The organism is Escherichia sp. AM3, from assembly GCF_032029835.1.
Taxonomy (GTDB): Bacteria; Pseudomonadota; Gammaproteobacteria; order Enterobacterales; family Enterobacteriaceae; genus Escherichia; species Escherichia coli.
The window spans coordinates 1-260 of record NZ_JAVUPQ010001077.1; the positions used below are offsets into that span (position 1 = coordinate 1).

The following is a 260-nucleotide window of genomic DNA, read 5'->3' on the forward strand; positions in this document are numbered from 1 at the left end:
GTGCAGCAAATCGCCCTGGCGATTGTCTCGGCCTTGCCGGGGCTGACGATTGTGCTGATCATTTTCCTCATTACCGCATTTATTCTGAAGCTTCTCAGGATGGTGCTCAATCAGGTGGAGGCTGGTCGTCTGCAACTTCCCGGCGTACATCCGGAAACCGTGGGGGCTACCCGTAAGCTCATTTCCGTTGCCGTCTGGCTATTTGCTCTCTCCGCCGCCTGGCCGTTTCTTCCCGGTGCAAACTCGCTGGCGTTTAAAGG

The 260-nt window shown here is 56.5% G+C and carries 1 pseudogene; it reads left to right on the forward strand.

What is annotated here, in order from left to right:
• Positions 1 to 260, forward strand: a pseudogene (locus RTW80_RS29780) (mechanosensitive ion channel protein MscS); the annotation flags it as partial.